At 70.8% G+C, this 21,821-nt stretch carries 16 protein-coding genes; 12 read left to right on the top strand and 4 right to left on the bottom strand.

Annotation, left to right across the window (positions count from 1 at the left end):
• The 5 genes from gatB to QMK24_RS07660 all read left to right on the top strand — a co-directional run bounded on the left by gatB (position 1) and on the right by QMK24_RS07660 (position 8,299).
• Complete coding sequence (gene gatB / locus QMK24_RS07680) at positions 1–1,509, top strand: Asp-tRNA(Asn)/Glu-tRNA(Gln) amidotransferase subunit GatB (protein ID WP_283464489.1); 1,509 nt, start codon at positions 1–3, stop codon at positions 1,507–1,509.
• A gap of 191 nt (positions 1,510–1,700) precedes the next feature.
• Positions 1,701–3,941 carry an MMPL family transporter gene (locus QMK24_RS07675; RefSeq protein WP_283464488.1) on the top strand — a complete coding sequence of 747 codons (2,241 nt, stop codon included), beginning with the start codon at positions 1,701–1,703 and terminating at the stop codon, positions 3,939–3,941.
• 201 nt (positions 3,942–4,142) lie between these two features.
• Positions 4,143–4,778: a hypothetical protein gene (locus tag QMK24_RS07670; protein WP_283464486.1), complete on the top strand. Its 636-nt coding sequence runs from the start codon at positions 4,143–4,145 to the stop codon at positions 4,776–4,778.
• Between the two features lie 174 nt (positions 4,779–4,952).
• Positions 4,953–5,168 (top strand): hypothetical protein, encoded by a 216-nt coding sequence (locus QMK24_RS07665; RefSeq protein ID WP_283464484.1) that lies wholly within the window; start codon positions 4,953–4,955, stop codon positions 5,166–5,168.
• Positions 5,165–8,299, top strand: coding sequence for a helix-turn-helix transcriptional regulator (locus QMK24_RS07660; RefSeq protein WP_283464483.1), 3,135 nt, complete (start codon positions 5,165–5,167; stop codon positions 8,297–8,299). The genes QMK24_RS07665 and QMK24_RS07660 overlap by 4 nt, the downstream gene beginning before the upstream one ends.
• Here QMK24_RS07660 and QMK24_RS07655 read toward each other — a convergent pair.
• The 3 genes from QMK24_RS07655 to QMK24_RS07645 form a co-directional block, all read right to left on the bottom strand.
• Positions 8,280–8,441: a DUF6191 domain-containing protein gene (locus QMK24_RS07655; RefSeq protein ID WP_283464482.1), complete on the bottom strand. Its 162-nt coding sequence runs from the start codon at positions 8,439–8,441 to the stop codon at positions 8,280–8,282. The two genes, QMK24_RS07660 and QMK24_RS07655, sit on opposite strands and share 20 nt — an antisense overlap.
• Before the next feature lie 17 nt (positions 8,442–8,458).
• A complete protein-coding gene (locus QMK24_RS07650) occupies positions 8,459–9,631 on the bottom strand; it encodes a PQQ-dependent sugar dehydrogenase (RefSeq protein ID WP_283464481.1) in 1,173 nt (390 codons plus the stop codon).
• A gap of 224 nt (positions 9,632–9,855) precedes the next feature.
• The gene (locus tag QMK24_RS07645) at positions 9,856–10,848 is read right to left on the bottom strand and encodes an aldo/keto reductase (RefSeq protein ID WP_283464480.1); all 993 of its coding nucleotides are present in this window, start codon (positions 10,846–10,848) and stop codon (positions 9,856–9,858) included.
• 87 nt (positions 10,849–10,935) lie between these two features.
• Here QMK24_RS07645 and QMK24_RS07640 point away from each other — a divergent pair, with 87 nt between their 5' ends.
• The 7 genes from QMK24_RS07640 (at position 10,936) to QMK24_RS07610 (ending at position 21,319) form a co-directional block, all read left to right on the top strand.
• Positions 10,936–11,889 (top strand): 2-hydroxyacid dehydrogenase, encoded by a 954-nt coding sequence (locus QMK24_RS07640; protein ID WP_283464478.1) that lies wholly within the window; start codon positions 10,936–10,938, stop codon positions 11,887–11,889.
• Positions 11,890–12,156: 267 nt separating this feature from the next.
• On the top strand, positions 12,157–15,003 hold the full coding sequence (locus QMK24_RS07635) for a putative bifunctional diguanylate cyclase/phosphodiesterase (protein WP_283464631.1): 2,847 nt from the start codon (positions 12,157–12,159) through the stop codon (positions 15,001–15,003).
• 197 nt (positions 15,004–15,200) lie between these two features.
• A complete protein-coding gene (locus tag QMK24_RS07630; RefSeq protein WP_283464477.1) occupies positions 15,201–17,078 on the top strand; it encodes an acetolactate synthase large subunit in 1,878 nt (625 codons plus the stop codon).
• Positions 17,079–17,109: 31 nt separating this feature from the next.
• Positions 17,110–17,637, top strand: a complete 528-nt coding sequence (gene ilvN / locus QMK24_RS07625) for an acetolactate synthase small subunit (protein ID WP_138358736.1) — start codon at positions 17,110–17,112, stop codon at positions 17,635–17,637.
• Between the two features lie 131 nt (positions 17,638–17,768).
• Positions 17,769–18,770, top strand: coding sequence for a ketol-acid reductoisomerase (gene ilvC, locus QMK24_RS07620; protein ID WP_283464475.1), 1,002 nt, complete (start codon positions 17,769–17,771; stop codon positions 18,768–18,770).
• Between the two features lie 236 nt (positions 18,771–19,006).
• Positions 19,007–20,599, top strand: coding sequence for a phosphoglycerate dehydrogenase (gene serA, locus QMK24_RS07615; protein ID WP_283464474.1), 1,593 nt, complete (start codon positions 19,007–19,009; stop codon positions 20,597–20,599).
• Between the two features lie 132 nt (positions 20,600–20,731).
• On the top strand, positions 20,732–21,319 hold the full coding sequence (locus QMK24_RS07610; protein WP_283464473.1) for a Uma2 family endonuclease: 588 nt from the start codon (positions 20,732–20,734) through the stop codon (positions 21,317–21,319).
• Between the two features lie 27 nt (positions 21,320–21,346).
• On the opposite strand, the gene QMK24_RS07605 is transcribed toward QMK24_RS07610, so the two are convergent.
• Positions 21,347–21,821: PucR family transcriptional regulator (locus QMK24_RS07605; protein WP_283464472.1), on the bottom strand; the 475-nt coding region annotated here is incomplete at its 5' end.

Here is a 21,821-nt window from a genome sequence, read left to right as displayed (position 1 = left end):
GTGACCGTCATGGACCTGGAGTCCTACGAGGACGCTCTGTCGGTGTACGACCCGGTGATGGGCCTTGAGGTCCACGTCGAGCTCGGCACGAGGACGAAGATGTTCTGCGGCTGCTCGACCACCCTCGGCGCCGAGCCCAACTCCCAGACCTGCCCGACTTGTCTGGGCCTGCCCGGCGCGCTGCCGGTGCTCAACGAGATCGGCGTCGAGTCGGCCATCAAGATCGGTCTCGCGCTGAACTGCGAGATCGCGACCTGGTGCCGCTTCGCGCGGAAGAACTACTTCTACCCGGACATGCCGAAGAACTTCCAGACCTCGCAGTACGACGAGCCGATCGCCTTCAACGGCTATCTGGATGTCGCGCTGGAGGACGGCGAGACCTTCCGGGTCGAGATCGAGCGCGCCCACATGGAGGAGGACACCGGAAAGTCCCTCCATGTCGGCGGCGCGACGGGCCGTATCCACGGCGCCTCGCACTCGCTGCTCGACTACAACCGGGCCGGCATCCCGCTCATCGAGATCGTCACCAAGCCGATCGAAGGAGCAGGTTCGCGGGCACCCGAGGTCGCCAAGGCGTACGTAGCCGAGCTCCGCGAGCTCATCAAGGCGCTGGACGTCTCCGAGGCGCGCATGGAGCAGGGCCAGATGCGCTGCGACGTGAACCTGTCGCTGCGCCCCATCGGCCGCAAGGAGTTCGGCACCCGCTCGGAGACCAAGAACGTCAACTCGCTGCGTTCGGTCGAGCGGGCCGCGCGCTACGAGATCCAGCGGCACGCGGCGGTGCTCAACTCCGGCGGCACGATCGTCCAGGAGACCCGGCACTTCCACGAGGAGGACGGCTCCACGACCGCCGGCCGGATCAAGGACAACGCCGAGGACTACCGGTACTTCCCGGAGCCCGACCTGGTCCCGATCGCCCCGGCCCGTGACTGGGTCGAGGAGCTCCGCGGCGGTCTGCCCGAGCTGCCGCGGGTGCGGCGCGACCGGCTCAAGACCGAGTGGGGCATCTCCGACCACGAGATGCAGTCCGCGCTCAACGCGGGCGCGATCGACCTGATCACCGCGACGATCGACGCGGGCGCCGCCGCCGACCAGGCGCGTAAGTGGTGGATGGGCGAGCTGGCCCGCCGCTCCAACGAGACCGGTACCGAACTGGCCGATCTCGGCATCTCCCCGGCCCAGGTCGCGCGTGTCGCGGCCCTGGTCGCCGAGGGCTCGCTCAACGACAAGCTGGCCCGCCAGGTCATCGAGGGTGTCCTCGATGGTGCGGGCGAGCCGGACGAGGTCGTCGAGAAGCGCGGTCTCAAGGTCGTCTCGGACGAGGGCGCGCTCGGCGCGGCCGTGGACGAGGCGATCGCGGCCAACGCCGCCGTCGCGGACAAGATCCGTGCCGGCAACCTCGCGGCGGCCGGCGCCCTGATCGGCGCGGTCATGAAGCTGACCCGAGGCCAGGCCGACGCCAAGCGCGTCAGGGAACTGGTCCTGGAGAAGCTCGGGGTTCAGGGCTGACCTGCACGATCGCAGGCACGCACCCACGGTGAGAGGGCGGTCCCCATGGCGGGGGCCGCTCTTTCCCTGTGAGTAAGCGCACGAAACCACCAAAGGATCTTTTTTCGCTGCAAGAGTGACAGCCGCACCTGAACCGTTCTTTGAGGGCTGTTCCCTGAAAGATCCACCCGAGATACCCAGGGAAGCAGGGAATGGCCGCACTCGCCCGGTGGTGTCTCCGCCGTCGTCTCTCTGTTGTTCTCCTGTGGCTCGTCGCACTCGCCGGCCTCACCGCCGGAGCCGCCGTCGCCGGCTCCGCGTATTCGAACAACTACGAGATACCGGGTACCGAGTCCGGCCGGGCGACCGCCCTGCTCCAGCAGGCGTTCCCGCACCAGGCCGGCGACTCGGACACGGTCGTCTGGCACACCGACGGCAACGGCAGCGTCCGCGCCGACGGCGTCGAGCGGCGGATGACCACCACCCTCGACGAGATCGCCAAGCTGCCCGGCGTCGCCTCCGTCACCAGCCCCTACGGCTCCGAGGGGGCCGGGCGGATCAGCCAGGACGGTCACACCGCCTACGCCGGGATCACCTTCGACCGCGCCGCCGACGAGATCGGCGCAGGCCGGGCCCAGGCCGTCGTGGACACCGCGAAGGCCGCCGAGAGCGACGGACTGCGGGTCGAGCTGGGCGGGACCGCCGTCGGGCTCACCGAGGGCGGCAGCGCCCACCTCAGCGAATTCATCGGCATCGGCGTCGCCGCGCTCGTGCTGCTGCTGGCCTTCGGCTCCTTCGCCGCGATGCTCCTGCCGATCGCGACCGCGCTGATGGGCGTCGGCACCGCCTCCATGGGCATCGTGCTGCTCGGCCATGTGATGACGGTGGCCGACTTCGCGCCGATGCTCGGCATGCTGATCGGCCTCGGCGTGGGCATCGACTACGCGCTGTTCATCGTCACCCGGCACCGCAGAGGGCTCAAACGCGGCCTGCCGGTGCGTGAGGCGGCCGAGCAGGCCGTCACCACGACCGGCCGCGCGGTGGTCTTCGCGGGCGGCACGGTCTGTGTGGCGCTGCTCGGCATGCTCATCCTGCGGCTCAGCTTCCTCAACGGCGTCGCCGTCGCGGCGGCGCTCACCGTCGTCATGACGGTGGCCGCATCGGTCACCCTGCTGCCCGCGCTGCTGTCGATGATCGGGCTCAAGGCGCTGAGCCGCCGCGAGCGTCGGCAGCTGGCCGAGCACGGCCCGCAGCCCGAGGTGCCCACCGGACTCGCCGCCCGCTGGTCGGCCTTCGTGGAGCGACACCCCAAGCTGCTGGGAACCCTGGCGGCGGCCGTCATGCTCGTCCTCGCCCTGCCCACCCTCTCGCTGCACCTCGGCACCTCCGACCAGGGCAACAATCCGGCCACGGCCACCACCCGGCAGGCGTACGAGCTGCTCGCCGACGGGTTCGGCCCCGGCACCAACGGGCCGCTGACCCTCGTCGCCGGCATCCAGGGCGCCGACGCCCGGCTCGCCCTCGACAAGCTTCCGCAGACCCTGCGCGACACCCCGGGCGTCGCCTCCGTGACCTCCGCGACCGTCGGCCACAGCGGTGACACCGGCGTGATCACCGTCGTGCCCGACACGGCCCCGCAGTCGCGGGCCACCTCGGACCTGGTGAACCGGCTGCGCGGCGAGGTGCTGCCGAAGGCCGAGGACGGCACCTCGCTCCAGGTGTACGTGGGCGGGCCGACCGCGAGCTACGACGACTTCGCGTCCGTCATCGTCGGCAAGCTGCCGCTGTTCATCGGGGCGGTCGTCGGCCTCGGCTGCCTGCTGCTACTCCTGGCCTTCCGGTCCATCGGCATCCCGCTGAAAGCGGCGGCGATGAACGTGGCGGCCGTCGCGTCGTCCTTCGGGATCGTCGTCGCGATCTTCCAGTGGGGCTGGGGGAGCGAGCTGCTGGGCCTGGGAGCGGCCGGCCCGATCGAGCCGTTCCTACCGGTGATCATGGTCTCGGTGCTCTTCGGACTGTCGATGGACTACCAGGTCTTCCTCGTGAGCCGGATGTACGAGGAATGGCTGGAAACCGGCGACAACCGGCGCGCGGTACGGGTCGGGCTCGCCGAGACCAGCCGGGTGATCAACTCGGCCGCGGTCATCATGATCGCCGTCTTCCTGGCCTTCGTGCTCAGCGGCGACCGCGTCATCGCCATGTTCGGCATCGGCCTCGCGGCGGCCGTCGCCCTGGACGCGTTCATCCTGCGCACCCTCCTGGTCCCGGCGCTGATGCATCTGCTCGGCGGCGCCAACTGGTGGCTGCCAGAATGGCTGGACCGCCGGCTCCCGAGAATCAGCATCGAACCGCCGGCCACTCCCGCCCCTGTTCCAGTTCCCGCCGCCGCTCCCGCTCCCGCGTGGGTGCCGGGGCCGCGGGCAGCCGAGCGGGAGCGGACGCCTACTTCCTGAGCGAGCGCTCGGACTATTTCTTGAGCAGCGGGTTGCCGAGGGCCGTCGTGCCCTGCTCCTCGCAGTACCTGGCGGCCGTCCTTCCGGTCGTATTCGATCCGCAGCCGCAGCGGGCCGCCAGCGCTCCGGTCGCCAACACGGAAGATCGCGCGCGGCGCGCTCTCAGGCTCCTCTCAGAAACGGAACCTACGGTTTCGTCCCATGGACACCACGAAGACCGACGCACTGGACAAGCCCGCCACGGAACCGGACACCAAGGACGGGGCATCGGTGGACCAGGACGCGGTCGCGCTCGACGTCCCGAAGGCGGCCGGTCCTGCCAAGGGCGCCGCAGGCAAGGAAGCGGACGCGCACGACACCGACCGTTTCGACGCCGACGGTTTCGACGCCGACGATCTCGACGCGGACGATCTCGACGACGAGCGGGCCGGTTCGCCGGCCGCGAACACCGTACTGGCCGGGGCGGGGGCGGTCGTCGCGGTCGGGCTCGGCCTCTCCTCGCTGACCGGCACCTGGATCGGCGACCTCATGTCGGACCGCCAGCAGCTGATCGGACAGATCAAGACGTCGGGCGGCTCGGTGCAGGCCCAGCTCGCCGCCGGATACGGCACCCCCTGGCACACCGTGGCGCTCTTCAACGGCCTCTTCGCGGTGGTCGCCGTACTGGTCGCCTCCGTGGTCCTGTTCCGTCCCGGCCGCCCCGCCACGGCGGGGAACCACTGGAGCCAGGCGCTGGCGTGGGGCGGACTGATCCTCGGTGTGCTCGGCATGCTGATCGCCGGGGCCATGTGGTTCGACGTCTTCACCGACCTGCCCGTGGTCGCCGCCACCAAGTGATCTAAGCCCCCCCGCGACCCCGGGTCCCGCGGTCTAAGGCCCCCGTGCCCGTGCGGCACCGGGCCTAAGTACCCCGGACGACCGGAGTTCGGGCAGCTGCCCGATGTGGCGGACCCCCCTTGGGGACGAGGCTTGTCCCAGCGGAACAAGCCGCACAGCCAAGGGGAGCACACCATGTTCGAGCTCGAACTTCACCGGGTCCGCAGCGCGGAACTCCAGCGCGCGGCCGCTGAGGAGAACCAGGCCCGCGCCGTCATCGCCGTACGCCGGAGCGAGCGGAAGGTCCAGCGCGAGGCGCTGCGCGAGGCACGCCGCGAGGGGCGGGTGAATCAGCGGACCGGACGGGTGGGACGCGCCCTGCGGGTAGTACGGCACCACACGGCGGTATGAAGGTGATATCCGCTACCGCGCTGTCGGACCCCCGTGCGATGCTCAGCAGCGTGCAGACCCAGTCCGTCAGTCCCGTCTTCGTCGGCCGCGACTCCGAATTGACCCGGCTCGCCTCCGCGCTCGCCCGCGCCGACGCGGGCGAGCCGCAAGCCCTGGTGATCGGCGGTGAGGCGGGCGTCGGCAAGACCCGTCTTACCGAGGAGTTCCTCTGCGCGGCCGCCGCCGTGGGCGCGGTCACCGCCGTCGGCGGCTGCGTGGAGATCGGCGCGGACGGCCTGCCGTTCGCGCCGGTGGCCACGGCGCTGCGCTCGCTGTACCGGCAGCTCGGGGACGAGCTGACCGCGGCGGCCGGAAACCAGGCCGGTGAGCTGTCCCGGCTGTTGCCGGAACTCGGCGAGCACCACCAGGTATCACGCGAATCGCACGACGACGACGGCCGGATCCGGCTCTTCGAGCTCACCGCCCGGCTGCTGGAGCGGCTGGCGGCCGACCGCACCGTGGTCCTCGTCCTGGAGGACATGCACTGGGGTGACCGCTCCACCCGCGAACTGCTCGCCTACCTCTTCCGGTCGCTGCACCGCGGCCGTCTCGTGGTCGTGGCCACCTACCGGTCCGACGACATCCACCGCAGGCACCCGCTGCGGCCCTTCCTCGCCGAGCTGGACCGGATGCGTACGGTCGGGCGGATCGAGCTGTCCCGGTTCAGCCGCGCGGAGGTCCGCTGCCAGATCACCGGCATCATGGCCGCCGAGCCCAAGAGCGACCTCGTCGACCGGGTCTTCGACCGGTCCGACGGCAATCCGTTCTTCGTGGAGGAACTGGCCGTCAGCATTCAGCAGGGCTGCGCCACCGGCCTGAGCGATTCGCTGCGCGACCTGCTGCTGGTGCGTCTCGAAACGCTTCCCGAGGACGCCCAGCGCGCCGCCCGGATCGTCGCCGAGGGCGGCACAACTGTCGAGTACCCGCTGCTCGCGGCCGTCGCGGGCCTTTCCGAGGACGACCTCATCGAGGCGCTGCGCGCCTGTGTGGGCGCCAACATCCTGCTGCCCTCCGATGACGGCGACGGCTACCGCTTCCGGCACTCCCTGGTCCGCGAGGCCGTCAGCGACGATCTGCTGCCCGGTGAGCGCAGCAGGATCAACCGCCGCTACGCACAGGCCCTGGAGGCCGGCCCTGGACTGGTCCGCACCGATGAGCGCGCCGCCCGGCTGGCCAGCTACTGGTACAACGCCCACGACCCGGCCAAAGCCCTTCCCGCCGTGCTGCGCGCCTCCGTCGAGGCCCGGCACCGGCACGCCTACGCCGAGCAGCACGGGCTGCTGGAGCGGGCCCTGGACCTGTGGGACGACGCCCCGGAGGAGATCCGCGCCGGACTGCGTCCCGCCGACTACGCCGAGGTCTATCCGCCGTGCGGCTGCCACCCCGACACCCCGCTGAGCTTCCTCGACCTGCTGGCCGAGATCACCGTGTCCGCCCGGCTGAGCGGTGAGCCCGAGCGCGCCTTCGCCGTGACCAAGCGGGCGCTGCGGCTGATCGACGAGTCGGACGCGCTGCGTGCCGCCTGGTTCAGGGCCCAGCGCTCCCGGCTGGTCCAGGACCTGGGCCGGGGCGACGGCTGGGAGGACGTGGCCCGCGCCCAGGAGCTCGTACGCGACCTGCCGCCGTCCGCCGTCCACGCGGACGTGCTCGCCTTCGTCGCCGGCTGGACGATGATCCACAAGTCCGGTGCCGAAGGCATCGCCACGGCCGAGCGGGCCATGGAGCTGGCGCGCCAGGTCGGCGCCCGCGAGACGGAACTGAACGCCCGGCTGACCCTCGGCCTGCTCCATGTCGACTCCGGCGACGTCGAGGGCGGCCTGGCGCTGGCCGAGGACGTCTGCCGCGAAGCGCGGGAGCTAGGGCTTCCCGGCCTCATCGGCCGCGCCCACGGCAATCTGGCCTCGGCCCTGGAGGGCATCGGCCGGTCCCGTGAAGCCGTCGCGGTCTCCGTCGAGGGCGGCGAGCTGGTCCGCGAGATCGCCACCCGCAGCGTGCGCGCCTATCTGCGCGGCAACGAGGGCGAATCGCTGTTCTCCCTCGGGCTGTGGGAGCGGAGCGAAGCGGCCGTCCAGTGGTCCCGCACCAACGCCTCGGGGCTGATGGCGGCCGGCGAACAGGCGATGTACCTCGCCTTCCTCGCGGTGCGCCGCGGCCAGACCGAGCGGGCCGAGGAGTACGCGCAAGCCGCCCGTGAGAGCTTCCTCCATGACTCCCAGCCGCAGCACCTGCTCCCCATCCGCACGCTGACGCTGGAGATCGCCGCCCGGCGGGGCCGCTTCGCCGAGGCCCGTGCCGCCCTGAGCGACGGGCTGGACGCGGGATTCGTGCCCGGCACCTCCCGTTACGCGTGGCCGATGCTGGCCGCGGGCGCCGCCGCCGAGGCGGACGCGCCCTGGATGACTGTCGACGATCAGGACCGCGCCCAGCTGCTCCGGCGCATCCGCGCCACCGCGGCCGCGCTGCCCCGGCTCGCTCCGGTCTGGGACGCGTACGCCCTGCTCGTGGACGCCGAACTGGCCCGAGCCGAGGGACATGCCGCGCCCGGGCAGTGGGCCGCGACGGCCCGCGCCTTCGAGCCGCTGGAGCGCCCGTACGAGCTGACCCTGGCCCGTTACCGGTGGGCCGAGGCGCTGCTCGCCACCGGCCATGAGACCGGCGAGGCCCGGGAGACCCGGGAGACCCGGGAGGAGGCCGGCGCGCTTCTCGCGCTCGCCCACGCCGGCGCGGAAGCTCTCGGCGCGCGTCCGCTGGCGGACGAGATCGCGCTGCTCGCTCAGCGCGCCCGGCTGTCGCTGCGCGAGCACGCCGTCCACGCCGGCCACGCCGGCCACGACCGCCCGCGGACGAGCTCCGCGGCGGACGAGCCCGTCGATCCGGCCGAGGCCCTGGGCCTGACCGCACGGGAACGTGATGTGCTGCGGCTGGTCACCGACGGCCGGACGAATCGTCAGATCGCCGAGGAGCTGTTCATCTCGCCGAAGACGGCGAGCGTGCACGTGTCCAACATCCTGGCCAAGCTGAGCGTCTCCGGCCGTGGTGAGGCGGCCGCCCTGGCGCACCGGCTGCGGCTGTTCACCGTTCCGTCCGTATGACGACCTTCCCGGACTCGAGGTCGATCGAGCCGCGGCCGGGATCGTTGTCGCCCGCGTCCTCCCTGGTCAGCTCCAGCCGGTTCCGTTCGTCCTCGGTGTGCTTGCGCCCAGGAGCGAACAGGTCGTCGATGGGATTGAACATCGCGTACCTTCCCGGTGTCAGCCGACCGTGAGCCGCAGGATGCGGTCGTCGCCGGGCTTGGGCCGGCCCCGTCCGTCCGTGTTGCTGGTCGTCAGCAGCAGGGTGCCGTCCTCCAGGGTGACCACCGTACGCAGCCGCCCGTAGGTTCCGGTGAAGAACGCCTGCGGCGCTGCCGCGGCCTTCGTGCCGTCCAGCGGGATGCGCCACAGCCGCTCGCCCCTGAGGGAGGCCATCCAGATGGAGCCGGCGGCGTAGGCGATGCCGCTGGGGGAGGCGTCCGCGGTGGGCCACTGCACGACGGGGTCGACGTATCCGGCCTGATGGGCCTGACCCTCGACGACCGGCCAGCCGTAGTTCCTGCCCGGCTCGATGAGGTTCAGCTCGTCCCAGGTGTTCTGCCCGAACTCCGCGGCCCACAGGCGCCCCTTCGCGTCCCAGGCCAGGCCCTGCACATTGCGGTGGCCGTAGGAATAGACCACGGAACCGGGATCGGGATTGCCCTCCGCGGGCAGCCCGTCCGGGGTCATCCGCAGGATCTTCCCGCCCAGCGACTTCTTGTCCTGGGCCAGCGGACCGTTCCCGCTCTCGCCGGTACCGGCGTAGAGCATCTTGTCCGGGCCGAAGGCGATCCGCCCGCCGTTGTGATTGGTGCCGCTGGGAATGCCGCGCAGGATCGTGTCGGGCGCCCCCAGCTGCTGGCCGGCGGTCCTGGCCGGGTCGTAGAGCATCCTGGCGATGCGGTTGTCGTCGGCGGTGGTGAAGTACGCGTACACGAGCCGGTCCGAGCCGAACGCGGGGGAGATCGCGAGCCCGAGCAGACCGCCCTCACCCCCCGGCGTTCCGCCCGCCACTCCCGGTACCGAGCCGACCTCGGTGGTCTTCCCGGTGGCGGGATCGACCCGGAGGATCTTCCCGGTGTCCCGCGAGGCGACCAGCACGGCCCCGTCCGGCAGTTCGGCCACGCCCCAGGGGGTGGTGAGGCCGGTGGCGAGGGTCCCGGCCACCTCGGCGGTGCCCGTCGCGGGAGCGGCGGACTCCGACGCGGAGGGGGCGGGGGTGGTGGCGGCGGACGCGGACGGTTTCTTCGTGGGCGACGGGCCCACGACCCCGCCGTCGGGCGACGAGCAGCCCGCCGCCAGGAGTGCGGCAGCGGCGAGCACGGCGGTCACGGTGGTGGTACGGCGGTGCACTGCGGGTCCCCCCTCGTTGTCCCCCGCGACGGCGCCACGGGGTTCCGCTCCGCGATGCCGGCCAGGGGCCAGGGGACGACCCCCGGGAAATTCCAGCACACATCGGACCCGCGCCGCCCGGCTCTTCCCGGTTCCCATCGGCCACCACTCCGTTCCCTCCGGTTCTCGCCGGTCCCGCGCGAGCCCCTCCTCAGTCTCCCGCCGGTGGCGGGAACCGGCACGGGTCAGTCCCAGGAGCCCCGTACCGCGGGCAGCGCCGCGATCTCCGCGAAGTCCGCCGCCGCCAGGCGCAGTCCGGCCGCCCCCGCGTTCTCCGCCGCCCAGCGCTCCGTCTTCGTGCCCGGCACCGGGACCACGCCGGGCCCCTGGCCCAGCACCCAGGCCAGCGCCACCTGCGCGGGAGTCGCGCCGAGCCGTTCCGCGATCCGCCGCAGCCCCGCCACGATCGGCTGGTTGGAGGCCATCATCTCGGCCGTGAACCGGGGATGCCGGGCCCGCAGATCGTCCGGCTCGAAGCCCTGCCCCGGGGTGAGGGTGCCGGTGAGGAAGCCATTGCCGAGCGGCATCGCGGCCATGAATCCCACGCCGCGGGCCGCGCACCACGGCAGCAGCGCCTCCAGCGCCTCGGTGGACCACACAGACAGCTCCGCCTGCACACAGCTCACCGGGAACACCTGCTGGGCGCGCACCAATTGCCGGATCGTTTCATCGTGCATATGGGAGCCGGTACGCCGGTTCCCGCGCGCTCCGACCGCGCACAGCCCCAGCGAGCGCACCTTGCCGGCCGCCACCAGCTCCGCCATCGCGCCCCAGGTCTCCTCGATGGGGACCTCCGCGTCGATCCGGTGCAGCTGGTACAGGTCGATGACATCGGTCTGCAGCCGCCGCAGCGACGCGTCACAGGCCCGCTTGATGTACCCGGGCCGTCCGTTGGCCACGATGTGCTGTTCGCCCACCAGCAGACCGCACTTGGTGGAGACGAAGACATCCCGGCGGCGCTCCCGCAGCACCCGCCCGACCAGGAGTTCGTTGGTGAACGGGCCGTACATGTCCGCCGTGTCCAGCAGGGACGTCCCGCTGTCGAGCGCGGTGTGCACCGCCCGCAGGGATCCCTCGCCGTCCTGCCGCGAAGCGCTGTACGCCCAGCTCATGGGCATGCATCCCAGGCCCACGGCGCCCACTTCGAGAGCTGCCGCACCGATTGTCCTGCGCTCCACCTGGCCTGCCCTCCTCACCGCGCCCCAACAGGGGCGTGGACCAAGGTAACGTCCCCCTCCGACGGCGCATCGCATAGCCTCCTGACCATGGCTGACACGTTGCTGAACCACCGGCCCCAGGTCTGGCTGCCCATTCCCGCCGAGGAGATCGGCGCGCTGCCCACCGGGCTGGACTACCTCTTCTGGGACGGTGCGGACGACTTTCCGGCGGACCCGGCCGAGGCCGCGTTCTACGTCGTCCCGTACATGAAGGGCGCCGCCGTCGCGGTGCGGCCGCTGTCCCGCATGACGGGCGTCCGCGTCGTACAGACCCTGAGCGCGGGCGTCGACAACGTCGCCGGGCACCTCGGGCAGCTGCCGCCCGGCGTGCGGCTGTGCAACGCACGCGGGGTGCACGAGGCGAGCACCGCCGAACTCACCCTCGCGCTCGTCCTCGCCTCCCTGCGCGGCATCCCGCGCTTCGTGCGCGGCCAGGACGCCGAGGAGTGGCGCGACGGCTTCTACCCGGCGCTCGCCGACAAGAATGTGCTCGTCATCGGCTACGGAGCGATCGGCACCGCGATCGAGGACCGGCTCACGCCCTTCGAGTGCGACGTCGTGCGCGTCGCCCGCACCGCGCGCCCCTCCCCGCGCGGCCCCGTGCACGCTCTCTCCGAACTGCCCGAACTCCTCCCGCAGGCCGATGTGGTGATCCTGTCCACGCCGCTCACCGAGGCGACCAGGGGGCTGGCGGGAGCGGAGTTCCTGTCGCGGATGAAGGACGGCGCACTCCTGGTGAACGTCGCACGCGGTCCCGTGGTCGACACCAAAGCGCTGCTCGCAGAACTGGAGTCCGGACGACTGCTGGCGGCACTCGATGTCACAGACCCCGAACCGCTGCCCGCCGGGCACCCGCTCTGGCACGTTCCCGGCCTTCTCATCAGCCCGCACGTCGGCGGCAGCACCTCCGCGTTTCTCCCGAGGGCCAAGCGGCTGCTGCGCGCCCAGTTGTTCCGTTTTGCCACAGGAGAGCCGCTGAACAACGTGGTCACCACCACCTGACGCCCCCGGCGGAGGGTCCGCGGCACCCGGTGACTGCAGCCAGTGGCGGTGATCTCCCTTGCGGTTACGCTGTGTAGAGGAACTATGTCCCTGAGTGACGAGTCTGGTGTATCGTCCCGACCGGGGGACGTGCCGCGGACACCCAGGGGGTCATGACGGCGCGCGAAAGATCAGCAAGCGAGGGGGGCGACGGGCGATGTACGGCCAATGGCGAGACAACCTGACGCGGTACCGTGGCGGTCCGCGACGGCGACACCGGACCACGTGGTGAGTTCGACCGGGGCGGTGCTCGCCCAGTCACCCGTCCAGGGCGGCAGGGCGGGACTGTTGCCCCAATTCCTCGTCGCCGTGCTCTGCGGCGGCTATGCCACCGGCGCCGCGCTGGGCTGGGGGTCCGCGGGGGTGGCCCGCTTCATGGGCGACTTCGGGCTCTCCGCCGCCGCGGGCACCGCGAGCATCTCCTCGTTCGTCTACGCCCGGACGCTCTCCGGCCGGGAGCGGCCGGCCTGGTTCCTGTTCGCCGTGTCGTCCGCCATGGTGGCGACCGGCAACGGCACCTGGGGCTGGTACGAAGTGGTCCTGGGCACGTCCGTCCCGACGACCTCGGTGGCCGACTTCTGCTTCCTGCTCTTCGCGCCGCCCGCCATCATCGGTCTGCTGGTGCTCGCCAAGCGCCCGGTGACCCGGGCCGGCTGGATCTGCCTCGGGCTCGACACCTGGCTGATCGGCGGCTCGCTGGTCACGCTGTCCTGGAGCCTCGCGCTCGCGCACGACGCGAACCTGAAGGGCCAGAGCACCGCCCATGCCGCGCTGGCGCTCGCCTACCCGCTGCTGGACATCGCGCTCGCCAGCATGGTGCTGGCGCTGCACTTCCGGCGCTCCTCGGTGAACCGCGCGGCTGTCAACACCGCCATCGCCGCGCTCGCTCTGACGGTGCTGTGCGACGCCCTGTTCAGCTCGCCGCTCTGGCGCGACCAATACCACTCCGGGCAGATCCTGGACGCCGGCTGGTTCGCCGGCAGCATGCTGCTCGCGTACGCGCCCTGGGCGGGCAGACGCGACCTGGCCCGGCTCGAGGCCCCGCGCGCCACGTCGCACTCCAGCCGCAAGGTCGCGGGCTCGCTGGCCGCTCTCATCCCGTACCTCGCGGCGGCGGTCTGCACCCTCGGCATCCTCTACAACGTGATCGACAACCGGAAGATCGACCAGGTGGTGCTCCTCACCGGCTGCACCGTCGTCCTCGCGCTCGTGGTCCGCCAGGGCATCATGCTGCTCGACAACATCTCCCTCACCCAGGAGCTGGCCCAGAAGGAGAACCACTTCCGGTCCCTGGTGCAGGGCTCCAGCGACGTCATCATGATCGCCGCGCCCACCGGCGTGCTCCGCTATGTGAGCCCCGCCGCCCAGGGCGTGTACGGCCGCGGCGCCGAGGACATGGTCGGCACCGAACTCGCCTCCCACATCCATCCCGAGGACCTGGGGAGGGTGGTGCACGAGGTCCGCAGGTTTCTCGCCGCCTCGCCCGCCGCGGAGCCCGCTACGCGCATCGAATGCCGTATCCGCGCCGGGCGCGGCCGGGACGGCGACGGCGGCTGGCTCAATGTCGAGTCCAGCGTCAACCGCTACCAGGGCGGGCTGATCTTCAACAGCCGCGATGTGACCGAACGGGTGCGGCTGCAGGCCCAGCTCCAGCACAACGCCTCGCACGACCCGCTCACCGACCTGCCCAACCGGGCCCTGTTCACCGAACGGGTCAGCCGGGCACTGGGCGGCCGCCGCAACGGCGACGGCGAGGCGGCGGTGCTCTTCGTCGACCTCGACGGGTTCAAAGCGGTCAACGATACGGTCGGCCACCAGGCCGGTGACGAACTTCTCGTCCAGGCGGCCCGGCGGCTCCAGGAGTCGGTCCGGTCCGGGGACACGGCGGCACGATTGGGCGGCGATGAATTCGCCGCCCTCATCTGTGGCGGGAGCGCGGACCGGCGGCTGCGGGAGTACCAGATCCACGAGATCGCCGACCGGCTGCGTTCCGCCCTCTCCGAGCCGTACCGGGTGGAGTCCGGCGAGGTCCGGGTCGCGGCCAGCATCGGCGTGGCCTTCGCCGAGCCGGGGATCACCCCCAGCGAGCTCATGCGCAACGCCGACCTGGCGATGTACCGCGCGAAACAGGCGGGAAAGGGGCGGGTCGAGATGTACGCGCCCCAGATGCAGGCCGATGTGGTGCGCCGCGCGGAGCTGGCCACCCGGCTGCGCAACGCCCTGCACGACGGGGAGTTCACCCTGCTGCACCAGCCCGTGGTCGAGCTGAGGACCGGCCGTGTCGCCGCCGTCGAGGCACAGGCCCGCTGGCGCTCCGCCCAGGGGATCCTGTTCACCCCCGCCGAGTTCCTCCGGGTGGCGGAGGACACCGACCGCACCGCCGAGCTGAGCCGCTGGCTGCTGCAGGAAGCCGTCGAGCAGGCCGCGCTCCGGCACGGCGCGGGACATCCCGTGCCGGTGGCCGTCCGGATGTCCGTCCGCCGGCTGATGCACCGCGATCTGCCGCTGGGCAGCATCGAGACGCTGCTGAGCCGTCATGAGCTGCCGACCGGCGGGCTGGTCCTCGAGCTGACCGACAGCGACCCGCGGATCTCCTTCGAGGAGCTGGAGCGCAGGCTGTCGGCGCTGCGCCGGCTGGGGGTGCAGATCGCCCTCGACGGCTTCGGCGCCGGATACGCCGCGATGACCGCGCTGCGCAGGCTCCCGGTGGACGTACTCAAACTCGACCGCACCTTCGTCGAGGGTGTCGTCGAGTCCGCCCGGCTCCACAAGATCACCTCGGGGCTGCTGCGGATCGCCGAGGACCTGGGCATCCGCACCGTGGCCGATGGTGTGGACCGGCCCGAGCAGGTCCTCGCGCTGCGCGCCATGGGCTGTACCCACGGCCAGGGGATGGCCTTCTCCGGTCCGCTCGACGAGCACCGGCTGCGGGGCTCGCTGTCCCGCGGCGGGTACCCCGTACCACACGGCTCCAGCGCCCTGACCAGCGGTCCGCGCCCGGTGCGGCACACCGGATGCACCGGAACGGGTGACCCGCTTCGCTCAAATGCTGAGACGCCCGTCCCACCCGCTTGACACTCCAAGGGGTCCCGGAGGAAGGTCGTGGCCATGCGCACCCGAATTCTCGTACTTGGAAAGCGCGTCGGCTGACCGAGGCCCACCATCGCCTTGGACAACGCACCGGCGCGCTCCCCTCGCTTGCCTAACGGCACGAGGGGTTTTTTGTTGCCTGGCACCCAGAAGAAACTCATCTTCGAGAGAAGAGAACGCAGATGACCGAGCAGGCCACCGGGGCCCCCCATCCGCAGCAGCGGGCCCGTAGCGGAGGGCACACGCCCGCCACCGTCGAGCGCATGACGGGCGCACAGTCCCTCATCCGTTCTCTCGAGGCGGTCGGCGCCGACACCGTATTTGGCATCCCGGGCGGTGCGATCCTGCCGGCCTACGACCCGCTGATGGACTCCGTCAAGGTGCGGCACATCCTGGTCCGCCACGAGCAGGGCGCCGGCCACGCCGCCACCGGCTACGCGCAGGCCACCGGCAAGGTCGGGGTGTGCATGGCCACCTCGGGTCCTGGCGCCACCAACCTCGTGACGCCGATCGCCGACGCCCACATGGACTCCGTCGCGCTGGTCGCGATCACCGGTCAGGTCGCCTCCAAGGCGATCGGCACCGACGCCTTCCAGGAGGCGGACATCTGCGGCATCACGATGCCGATCACCAAGCACAACTTCCTGGTGACCAAGGCCGACGACATCCCGCGGACCATCGCCGAGGCGTTCCACATCGCCTCCACCGGCCGTCCGGGCCCGGTCCTGGTCGACATCGCCAAGGACGCGCTGCAGAACCAGACGACGTTCTCCTGGCCGCCGCAGATGGACCTGCCCGGCTACCGTCCGGTGACCAAGCCGCACGCCAAGCAGATCCGTGAGGCCGCCCGGCTGATCAACGAGGCCGAGCGCCCGGTGCTGTACGTCGGCGGCGGCGTCATGAAGGCCCGCGCCACCGCCGAGCTGCGGATCCTGGCCGAGCTGACCGGCGCACCGGTCGTCACCACCCTGATGGCCCTCGGCTCCTTCCCCGACAGCCACCCGCAGCACGTCGGCATGCCCGGCATGCACGGTGACGTCACCGCGGTCACCGCGTTGCAGAAGGCCGACCTGCTGGTCGCCCTCGGCGCCCGGTTCGACGACCGGGTCACCGGCCGGCTCGACACCTTCGCCCCGCTCGCGAAGATCGTGCACGCCGACATCGACCCCGCCGAGATCGGCAAGAACCGCGCCGCGGACGTGCCGATCGTCGGCGACGCCCGCGAGGTCCTCGCCGACCTCATCGTCGCGGTCCAGGCGGACCACGAGGCCGGTCACAAGGGCGACTACACCGACTGGTGGAAGGACCTCAACCGCTGGCGCGACACCTACCCGCTGGGGTACGACACCCCCGACGACGGCAGCCTGTCACCGCAGCAGGTCATCGAGCGGATCGGCCAGCTGGCCCCCGAGGGCACCCTGTTCGCGGCCGGCGTCGGCCAGCACCAGATGTGGGCCGCGCAGTTCATCAAGTACGAGAAGCCCAACACCTGGTTCAACTCCGGCGGCGCCGGGACCATGGGGTACGCGGTGCCCGCCGCGATGGGCGCCAAGGCAGGCGTCCCCGGCGCGACCGTCTGGGCGGTCGACGGTGACGGCTGCTTCCAGATGACCAATCAGGAGCTGGTCACCTGCGCGCTCAACAACATCCCGATCAAGGTCGCCATCATCAACAACGGCGCCCTGGGCATGGTCCGGCAGTGGCAGAACCTCTTCTACGGGGAGCGGTTCTCCAACACCGTGCTGCACGCCGGTGAGACCAACGCCGACAGCGGCTCGACCGTCGGCGTCGGCTCGACGGTCAACCGCGGCACCCGCGTCCCGGACTTCGTCAAGCTGTCCGAGGCGATGGGCTGCGTGGGCCTGCGCTGCGAGAGCCCGGACGACCTGGACGCGGTCATCGCCAAGGCCAACTCCATCAACGACCGCCCGGTGGTCGTGGACTTCATCGTTCACGAGGACGCCATGGTGTGGCCGATGGTCGCCGCTGGTACCTCCAATGACGAGATCCTGGCCGCCCGCGATGTCCGCCCGGACTTCAGCGATGGCCAGGAAGACTGAGGCGCAGGACCGAGAGAAGGAACGAAGCGACATGTCCAAGCACACGCTCTCCGTCCTGGTGGAGAACAAGCCCGGCGTCCTGGCCAGGATCACCGCGCTGTTCTCCCGCCGCGGCTTCAACATCGACTCCCTCGCGGTCGGCACCACCGAGCACCCCGAGATCTCCCGCATCACGATCGTCGTCAACGTGATCGACGAGCTTCCGCTGGAGCAGGTCACCAAGCAGCTCAACAAGCTGGTGAACGTCCTGAAGATCGTCGAACTGGAGCCGGCCGGCGCCGTTCAGCGGGAACTCGTCCTGGTGAAGGTGCGGGCCGACAACGAGTCCCGATCCAAGATCGTCGAGATCGTCCAGCTGTTCCGCGCCAAGACCGTGGACGTCTCCCCCGAGGCGGTCACGATCGAGGCCACCGGCGGCGCGGACAAGCTCGAAGCGATGCTCAAGATGCTGGAACCCTTCGGCATCAAGGAGCTGGTGCAGTCCGGCACCATCGCGATAGGGCGTGGCGCCCGCTCCATCACCGACCGCTCGCTGCGCGCCCTCGACCGCTCCGCGTAGCAAGAGCGGTCCCTGAACCACCGCAGCACCACCGCGGCACGCCGGGGACCGCATGGCGAGACCGACAAGCTTTCTTCCGCCCACCGGACGTACTGTGTGGGCAATCCACCAGAACCAAGGAGATATCCCAAGTGGCTGCCGAGCTGTTCTACGACGACGACGCCGACCTCTCCATCATCCAGGGCCGCAAGGTCGCGGTCATCGGATACGGCAGCCAGGGCCACGCCCACGCGCTGTCGCTGCGCGACTCCGGCGTCGACGTGCGCGTCGGCCTGCACGAGGGCTCCAAGTCCAAGGTCAAGGCCGAGGAGCAGGGCCTGCGCGTGGTCAGCGTCGCGGAGGCCGCCACCGAGGCCGACGTCATCATGATCCTGGTCCCGGACCCGATCCAGGCCAAGGTCTACGAGGAGTCCATCAAGGACAACCTCAAGGACGGCGACGCCCTCTTCTTCGGCCACGGCCTCAACATCCGCTACGGCTTCATCAAGCCGCCGGCCGGTGTCGACGTCGCCCTGGTCGCCCCGAAGGGCCCGGGCCACCTGGTCCGCCGCCAGTACGAAGAGGGCCGCGGCGTCCCGTGCATCGCGGGTGTCGAGCAGGACGCGACCGGCAAGGCGTTCGAGCTCGCCCTGTCCTACGCGAAGGGCATCGGCGGCACCCGCGCCGGCGTCATCAAGACCACCTTCACCGAGGAGACCGAGACCGACCTCTTCGGCGAGCAGGCGGTCCTGTGCGGCGGCGCCTCGGCGCTCGTCAAGGCGGGCTTCGAGACCCTCGTCGAGGCCGGCTACCAGCCCGAGATCGCGTACTTCGAGTGCCTCCACGAGCTCAAGCTGATCGTGGACCTCATGTACGAGGGCGGCCTGGAGAAGATGCGCTGGTCGGTCTCCGAGACCGCCGAGTGGGGCGACTACGTCACCGGCCCCCGCATCATCAACGACCAGACCAAGGTCGAGATGAAGAAGGTCCTCGCCGAGATCCAGGACGGCACCTTCGCCAACAACTGGATCGCCGAGTACAACGCCGGCCTCCCGAACTACAACAAGTACAAGAAGGCCGACGAGAACCACCTGCTCGAGACCACGGGCAAGAAGCTCCGCAAGCTCATGAGCTGGGTCGACGACAAGGCGTAAGCCTCATCGGGTGCGGGGCGGTCACAGCGGCCGCCCCGCACCGTTGTCCACGGCGTACACCCACGTGCGGGTGATCCTTCCACCAAGGCACAAGTCGTACTCGGCGTCGCCGATACACTGCTAAACATCAAGCGCGTCAGGCTCACAGCGTCGTGCGTCTACCACGCGGCATGCCATCCCCTCCCTCCCTGGGCGTCCGCGGGACCGGCCGCCCACGAAGGACAAGTGAGGACCACGTGAGCCAGAAGCCTGTCGTACTCATCGCCGAAGAGCTGTCGCCCGCCACCGTCGGCGCGCTGGGGCCGGATTTCGACATCCGGCACTGCAACGGCGCCGACCGGGGTGAGTTGCTCTCCGCGATCAAGGATGCCGACGCCATCCTGGTCCGAAGCGCCACCAAGGTCGATGCGGAAGCCATCGCCGCCGCGCCCAAGCTGCGCGTCGTCGCCCGCGCGGGTGTCGGTCTGGACAATGTCGACGTCTCCGCCGCGACCAAGGCCGGCGTCATGGTCGTCAACGCGCCGACGTCCAACATCGTCACCGCCGCCGAGCTGGCCTGCGGCCTGCTCATCGCTTCCGCCCGGAACATCGCTCCGGCCAACGCCGCGCTCAAGAACGGCGAATGGAAGCGGAACAAGTACACCGGTGTGGAGCTGGCCGAGAAGACCCTCGGCGTGGTCGGCCTCGGCCGGATCGGCGTGCTGGTCGCTCAGCGCATGTCCGCGTTCGGTATGAAGATCGTCGCGTACGACCCCTATGTGCAGCCGGCGCGGGCCGCACAGATGGGCGTCAAGCTCCTCGCTCTCGACGAGCTGCTGGAAATCGCGGACTTCATCACCGTCCACCTCCCCAAGACCCCCGAGACCATCGGCCTGATCGGTGAGGACGCCCTCCACAAGGTCAAGCCGTCGGTCCGGATCGTGAACGCCGCGCGCGGCGGGATCGTCGACGAGGAGGCGCTCGCCTCGGCGCTGAAGGAGGGCCGCGTCGCGGGCGCGGGCCTGGACGTGTACGCGAAGGAGCCGTGCACCGACTCCCCGCTCTTCCAGTTCGACAACGTGGTGGCCACCCCGCACCTGGGCGCCTCCACCGATGAGGCGCAGGAGAAGGCCGGCATCGCCGTCGCCAAGTCCGTCCGCCTCGCGCTCGCCGGTGAGCTGGTACCGGACGCGGTCAACGTCCAGGGCGGCGTCATCGCCGAGGACGTACGGCCCGGCCTGCCGCTCGCCGAGAAGCTCGGCCGGATCTTCACCGCGCTCGCCGGCGAGGTCGCCGCCCGGCTCGATGTCGAGGTCCGCGGCGAGATCACCCAGCACGACGTGAAGGTGCTCGAACTCTCGGCGCTCAAGGGCGTCTTCGAGGACGTCGTCGCCGAGACGGTCTCCTACGTCAACGCGCCGCTGTTCGCCCAGGAGCGCGGTGTCGAGGTCCGGCTGACCACGTCGAGCGAGTCCCCCGACCACCGCAACATGGTCACGGTGCGCGGCACCCTGTCGAGTGGCGCGGAGGTCTCGGTCTCCGGCACGCTGGCCGGCCCCAAGAACATCCAGAAGATCGTCGCCGTCGGTGACGAGGACGTGGACCTGGTCCTCGCCGACCACATGGCCTTCCTCCGCTACACCGACCGCCCCGGCGTCGTCGGCACCGTCGGCCGCATCCTCGGTGAGGCCGGCGTCAACATCGCGGGCATGCAGGTCGCTCGTGCGACGGTCGGCGGCGAGGCCCTCGTGGCCCTCACCGTCGACACCTCCATCCCGCCGGCCGCCCTCGCGGAGATCGCAGAGGAAATCGGCGCCACGTCGGCCCGCGCGGTGGACCTCACCGACTGACCGCAGGTCACCGACCGGCCATGGCCCGGACGTCAGCGACGCAGCCGCCCTTCATTCGTTCGAGGGGCGGCTTCGTCATTCCCTCCCGCTACGCTGGACGCTGCGGACAGAATGCCGTCCATGGGAGGAATCATGACTGCCCAACCGCTTCCGGCCTGGGCCTTCCCGCCCGTGGATGGATTCACCGCGGACGACCTTGACCGCATTCCCGATCTCCCGCCGCACACAGAGCTGATCGACGGGAGCCTTGTCTTCGTGAGCCCGCAGAAGAGTTTCCACACGCTGGTCATGGATGTCCTGGTGAACGGACTGCGACGCTCCGTCCCCGAGACACTGCGGGTACGCCGGGAGATGACGATCGTTCTGGACCGGCACAACCGTCCTGAGCCGGACATCTCTGTCGTACGCGCGGAAGCGGTGGCCGACGAGGGGCTCAACGAGACCCGCTATCTCGTCGAGGATGTCGTTCTCGCCGTGGAAGTGGTCTCCCCGGAGTCCGTGGCGCGTGACCGCAATCGCAAGCCCCAGCTCTACGCGGAAGCGGGCATCCCGAACTTCTGGCTCGTCGAGCAGTCAGAGGTGGGCGAGCCGATCGTCCACGTCTACGAGCTGGACCAGGTCGCCAAGAAGTACGTGCACGCGGGCATCCACCACAAGCGCTTGAAAATCTGCGTCCCCTTCACCATCGACATCGATCTCACCGAAATCGACCGTCTCTAGGACTCCCGCAGGACCGCAGCCGGCCGATCACAGCCGTGCGGCCTTCAACGCCATGTGCAGCAGCAGCCGGTCCTCGCCCTCGTCGAGGTCGAGGCCGGTGAGCTGTTCGATGCGGGAGAGGCGGTAGTAGAGGGTCTGGCGGTGGATGGCGAGGGCGGCGGCGGTGCGGCCGGCCTGGCCGGCGCAGTCGAGGTAGACCTCGGCGGTGCGGGCGAGTTCGCGGTGGGACGGCTCCAGCAGGGGGCGTACGGCGGGGTCGGGGGCGGCGCCCGGGGGGATCGCCGCGAGCATGCGGTACGGGCCGAGGCCGGCCCAGTCGGCGACCGGTGCGAGCCGGGGCTGGGCGCGGGCCGCGCGGGCGGCGGTGGTCGCCTGCAGCCAGGCGTCGGACAGCCCGGCGAGACCGCGCGCGGGCTCGCCGATGCCGGCCACGGCGGCGGGCGCGGCCGACAGCCCTCCCACCCCCACGTGCCGGGGCCCGGCCCGCGCCACGTCCCCCACC

The organism is Streptomyces sp. PH10-H1, assembly GCF_030063355.1.
Taxonomy (GTDB): Bacteria; Actinomycetota; Actinomycetes; order Streptomycetales; family Streptomycetaceae; genus Actinacidiphila.
Note: the sequence above shows the minus strand (reverse complement) of the source record. Positions and strands in the feature narration are given on the sequence as shown.